4 protein-coding genes are annotated in these 5,132 nt (G+C 67.7%); 1 reads left to right on the forward strand and 3 read right to left on the reverse strand.

The genetic code is table 11. The features are described 5' to 3' along the window. The 3 genes from HC022_RS18765 to HC022_RS18775 form a co-directional block, all read right to left on the reverse strand. A partial coding sequence (locus HC022_RS18765) for a VOC family protein (protein WP_008885996.1) occupies nt 1–311 on the reverse strand: 311 nt, incomplete at its 3' end. 289 nt (nt 312–600) lie between these two features. Then, complete coding sequence (locus HC022_RS18770; RefSeq protein WP_167453438.1) at nt 601–3,678, reverse strand: valine--tRNA ligase; 3,078 nt, start codon at nt 3,676–3,678, stop codon at nt 601–603. A 757-nt stretch (nt 3,679–4,435) separates the two neighbouring features. After that, nucleotides 4,436–4,654 carry a DUF1127 domain-containing protein gene (locus HC022_RS18775; RefSeq protein WP_008884013.1) on the reverse strand — a complete coding sequence of 73 codons (219 nt, stop codon included), beginning with the start codon at nt 4,652–4,654 and terminating at the stop codon, nt 4,436–4,438. Between the two features lie 236 nt (nt 4,655–4,890). On the opposite strand from HC022_RS18775, the gene HC022_RS18780 reads away from it, so the two are divergent. Beyond that, nucleotides 4,891–5,132, forward strand: a 242-nt coding sequence (locus HC022_RS18780; RefSeq protein ID WP_167453439.1) for an iron-sulfur cluster assembly protein, incomplete at its 3' end; no start/stop codon positions are given.

Here is a 5,132-nt window from a genome sequence, read left to right on the forward strand (position 1 = left end):
CGCGGCGCGAAGGCCCGGCTCGACACCTGCACCGAGTTGCCCGACGGATCCCTGGCATTGGCGAAGACGTAGCCGTCAGCCTGATGGAGCGTGCCGAAGGTCAGCCCGTCGGCGGCGGCTGTCTCGCAGAACGCAGCCACGTCCTCGACATCGAACACCAGCTTGACCAGAGATTGCCCGGCCTTTTGCCCGGCGGAGGCGGGATGCAGGAGGATCGCGGCGCCCGCGCTGCGCGGGACCAGTTCGAGGATGCGGTCGCCTTCGGCCCGAACCGCGGTGAAGCCGAAATGCCGGCAGTAGAACGCGGCCATCTCCTCGGTTTTCCTAGTGTAGATCACGATGCGCCCGAGAGGGGAGGTCATGGCAGCGCCCTTTGGTTGGCTCTCGGCCTGCAGGCTAGCAGCGAAGGCCCCGCGCTGTAATACCGGGCCGCAGCCGCGAGGGCCCCGCGCTGTCATCCCGGGCCACGGACGCCGGACAACGAAAAAGGGCGGCGCCCCTCGCAAGGCGCCGCCCTTGGTCTGTCTCTGGAACGCCTGCCCTCAGGCAGGGCAGCAGCAGGGCCCGGACGCTCCCGCCCGGGCGACCTGTGCGTCAGGCTCAGCCGATCTCCTGCAGACGCCCCAGCGCGTCCCTGAGCTTGGCCTCTTCCTCTTCGCGGGCGGCGAGGTTCTCGCGGGTCTCTTCCACGACTTCCTCGGGCGCGCTCTCGACGAACTTGGGGTTCTTCAGACGGCCACGCAGGCCGCCGAGCTCCTTGCCGAGCTTGGCGATGCCCTTCTCGAGACGCGCTTTCTCGGCCTCGACGTCGATGATGTCCGCCAGCGGCAGGCCGAAGGTGGCGCCGCCCACGGGAACGGTGACGCAGCCCTTGGGGAAGCTGTCCACGCGGGTCAGGCTCTCGAGCCGGGCCAGCCGCATGATCAGCGCCTCGTTGTTGGCCCATGCGGCCTCGCCGGCGGCGTCGATCTCGGTCACCAGCACCGGGACGTAAAGCCCCACCGGAACCCCCATCTGCGCCCGTGCCGAGCGCACACCCTCGATCAGCGAGATCGCCCAACGCATCTCGGCGTCAGCGGCAGGGTCCAGCAACTCGGTCGTGGTGTAGGTCGGCCAGTCGCCGTGCACCAGCATCTTCGAGCGCGTGCCCAGCGTGGCCCAGAGCTCTTCGGTGATGAAGGGCATGATCGGGTGCAGCAGGATCAGGCACTGGTCGATGACCCAGGACATGGTGGCCTGCGTCTCGGCCTTGGCGGCGGCGTCCTCGCCCTGCAGCAGGGGCTTCGAGAACTCGACGTACCAGTCGCAGACCACACCCCAGACGAAGGCATAGAGCGCCTGCGCCGCGTCGTTGAAGCGGTACTCGGCCATCGCCGCATCCACCGCCTCGCGCACGCGGGCGGTCTCGCCGAGGATCCACCTGTTGACCGTGGCCTGTGGGGCGGGGACGCCGCCGCCGAGACCCACGGCGCCGTTCATCTCGGCGAAGCGGGCGGCGTTCCAGAGCTTGGTGCCGAAGTTGCGGTAGCCGCCGATGCGCTGCATGTCGAGCTTCAGCACGCCGCCGAGCGAGGCCATGGCGGCGTTGGTGAAGCGCAGCGCGTCGGCGCCGTACTCGTCGATGATCTCGAGCGGATCGACCACGTTGCCGAGCGACTTGGACATCTTCTTGCCCTTGGCGTCCCGCACGAGGCCATGCAGGTAGACGGTGTGGAACGGGATCTCGTCCACCACGGCCAGCTGCATCATCATCATGCGCGCGACCCAGAAGAACAGGATGTCCTGCCCGGTCACCAGCACGTCGGTGGGGAAGTACTTCTCGAGCTCCGGGGTCTTCTCGGGCCAGCCCAGCGTGCCGATCGGCCAGAGCCCGGACGAGAACCACGTGTCCAGCACGTCGGGGTCGCGGAAGACCGGGATCGCCTGCGCGCGGCGGCGCTGGTCGACGCCGGTGTAGTCAGTGCCCTGAGACAGCAGGTCCGCGAGCATGTCCTCGGCGGCGGCGGCGTCCTCGACCATCAGGAACTCGGCATCCTTGCCGAAGAAGTCGTGCATCTTGCGCAGCGCCTCTTCCTCGGTCGCGGCGCAGAACGAGCGCCACTCGTCGCCGAAGCCGGGCGTGTGCCAGACGGGGATCTGGTGTCCCCACCACAGCTGGCGCGAGATGCACCAGGGCTCGATGTTCTCGAGCCAGTGGTAGTAGGTCTTCTCGCCGCTCTCGGGCAGGATGGTGACGCGGCCGTCGCGCACGGCATCAAGCGCCGGCCCCACGATCTTGGCGGTGTCGACGAACCACTGGTCGGTGAGCATCGGCTCGATGACCACCTTCGAGCGGTCGCCGAAGGGCTGCATGATCGGCTTCGACTCGACCAGCGGCACCCATTGCTCGGCCTCGTCGCGGGCCTCGCCGCCCTCTTCGGGGGCGACGGGCGCCTTGGCGGCCGCCGCGCCGAGGCGCGGGTCGGTGACCTCGGTCATCACCGCGAGACCCTCGGCGGTGATCTCGGCGACCACGGCGTCGCGGGCCTCGAACCGGTCGAGCCCGCGCAGGTGGTCGGGGACGAGGTTCAGCGCGTCGGCCTCGTGCTCGGTCAGGGTCTGCTTGCCCTGCGCGACCTTCTGCGCGATGGCCGCGGCCTCGGCATAGGGCGCGCCGTCCGAGCGCATGGCGCCGCGGGTGTCCATCAGGCGGTACATCGGGATGCCGCCGCGCTTGGCGACCTGGTAGTCGTTGAAGTCATGCGCGCCGGTGATCTTCACCGCGCCTGAGCCGAAGGTCGGGTCGGGGTATTCGTCGGTGATGATCGGGATCAGGCGGCGGTGCTCCTTCGGACCCACGGGGATCTCGCAGAGCTTGCCGACGATGGGCGCGTAACGCTCGTCGCTGGGGTGCACGGCCACGGCGCCGTCGCCGAGCATGGTCTCGGGGCGGGTGGTGGCGATCGAGATGTAGTCGCGCTCTTCCTCGAAGAGCACGTTGCCGTCCTCGTCCTTCTCGACGTAGGTGTAGGTCGCGCCGCCGGCCAGCGGGTACTTGAAGTGCCACATGTGGCCCGCGACCTCGAGGTTCTCGACCTCGAGATCCGAGATTGCCGTCTCGAAATGCGGGTCCCAGTTGACCAGCCGCTTGCCGCGGTAGATCAGGCCCTTTTCGTACATGTCCACGAAGACCTTGATGACGGCGTCGTGGAAGTTGCCGTCCTCGCCCGCGGGCGCGCTCTCGGCCCCGGACATGGTGAAGGCGTTGCGCGACCAGTCGCAGGAGGCGCCGAGGCGCTTGAGCTGGTTGATGATGGTGCCGCCGGACTGCTGCTTCCACTCCCAGATCTTCGCGGTGAAGGCCTCGCGGCCCATCTCGCGGCGGGTCGCGTTGGACGGGTCCTTGGCGAGTTCACGCTCGACGACCATCTGGGTCGCGATGCCGGCGTGGTCCTGACCGGGCTGCCAGAGCGTGTCGTAGCCGCGCATGCGGTGCCAGCGGATCAGGATGTCCTGCAGCGTGTTGTTGAAGGCGTGGCCCATGTGCAGGCTGCCGGTCACGTTCGGCGGCGGGATCATGATGCTGAAGGTTTCCGGGCGCGAGGCGTTGGCCCCGGCCTTGAAGGCGCCTGCCTTCTCCCACGCCTCGTAGATCCGCGCTTCGGCGGCGCTAGCGTCAAACGTCTTTTCCATGGCCATCGACAAGTCTCCTGCAGTCGCGCCCGGGATAGCGAAACCGGGGCAGAAGGGGAAGCCCCGGAGGCATGCGGGCCGGATTGCGGCCACGAATTCACGCGCGCGGCGGGCCGGACGATGGGGAGAGGTATCGGATGGCGGGGGCCGGACAGCAAAACGGCGGCGCCCAGGGAGGAGGAGAGGGCGCCGCCGTCAATTCTCCGGACGCCCTGGGAGGAGGAGGAGGGCTCCAGAAACCGGATGGACCCGCGGGTCCGAAACTCGCGCGCGACGGGACCAGGGAGGAGGAGGTCCCGTCGCGATTACGAACGACCCGAGGGAGGAGTGGGTCATCGTGACGGTGGGGCATGGCCCCGAATGGGTTGCGGCAGGGTCAGGGAGGAGGAGAGACCCTGCCGCGGATCGAACGCCCCAGGGAGGAGGAGAGGGGCTCCGAAACTTGCTGGGCTTTTCGCCCGAATGGGGTGCGGCAGGGTCAGGGAGGAGGAGAGACCCTGCCGCGTATCGAACGCCCCAGGGAGGAGGAGAGGGGCTCCGAAACTGTTGGGCTTTTCGCCCGAATGAGGTGCGGCGGGATCAGGGAGGAGGAGAGATCCCGCCGCGGATCGAACGCCCCAGGGAGGAGGAGAGGGGCTCCGAAACTGTCGGGCGTTCAGCCCGTCTGGTCTTTGCGGCGGCGGCCTCGGGAGGAGGAGTGAAGCCGCCGCCGGGTTCGATGGGCTCAGGGAGGAGAAGAGAGCCCGTCGAAATCAGATCTGTCTCAGGCCTCGTAGGCGGCCTGCCATGCGACCCGGCGGATCATCGAGCGGTGCAGCCCGAGGTCGCTCAGTTCGCGGTTGCTCAGCGCGGACAGCTCGTTCCGCGTTTCCTTGAAGAGCTTGCGGCGGGCGTTGCGCTCGCGCAGCGAAGTCATCATGGATGCGATGCGACCGCTGAAACCGCTCTGGGTGCTGGTGTTCTGTTCGGTTGCGTATGCCATCTTGCTTGTTAGCCTGTGTTCGTGCGTTGCGTTGTTGGCCTATACTTGGGCCAAATGCTGCAACTGCACAATCCCGGCAGGCCACAAGTCGGCTATGCAGTTAGCGCATGGAGTAGCTGAGGGAGACCTGAGCGAAACCAATGCGTTAAGTATAAAAAATGGGCAGACCCTGTTCGAGAATTGCAACGGGTGCAAAGTGACCCTACGTCGGGTTGCACAGAGCGAAAGGAATTTACATGGCCGGTACAATTGAAGCGGTGAAGGCCGAACTCGCGCGGCTCGAGCTTCCCGGCGGCGGCGACCTGATTTCGCGCGACATGATTCGTGCGCTGAGCGTCGACGGCGACGCCGTGCGCTTCGTGATCGAGGCGCCGAGCCCCGAGATGGCACGCCAGATGGAGCCCCTGCGCGCGGCGGCCGAACGCGCCGTGGCCTCGCTTCCCGGGGTGCGCACGGTCAGCGTGGCGCTCACCGCCCA

Origin of the sequence: Salipiger sp. HF18, from assembly GCF_011806505.1 — a bacterium.
In the GTDB taxonomy this organism is placed as follows: domain Bacteria; phylum Pseudomonadota; class Alphaproteobacteria; order Rhodobacterales; family Rhodobacteraceae; genus Salipiger; species Salipiger thiooxidans.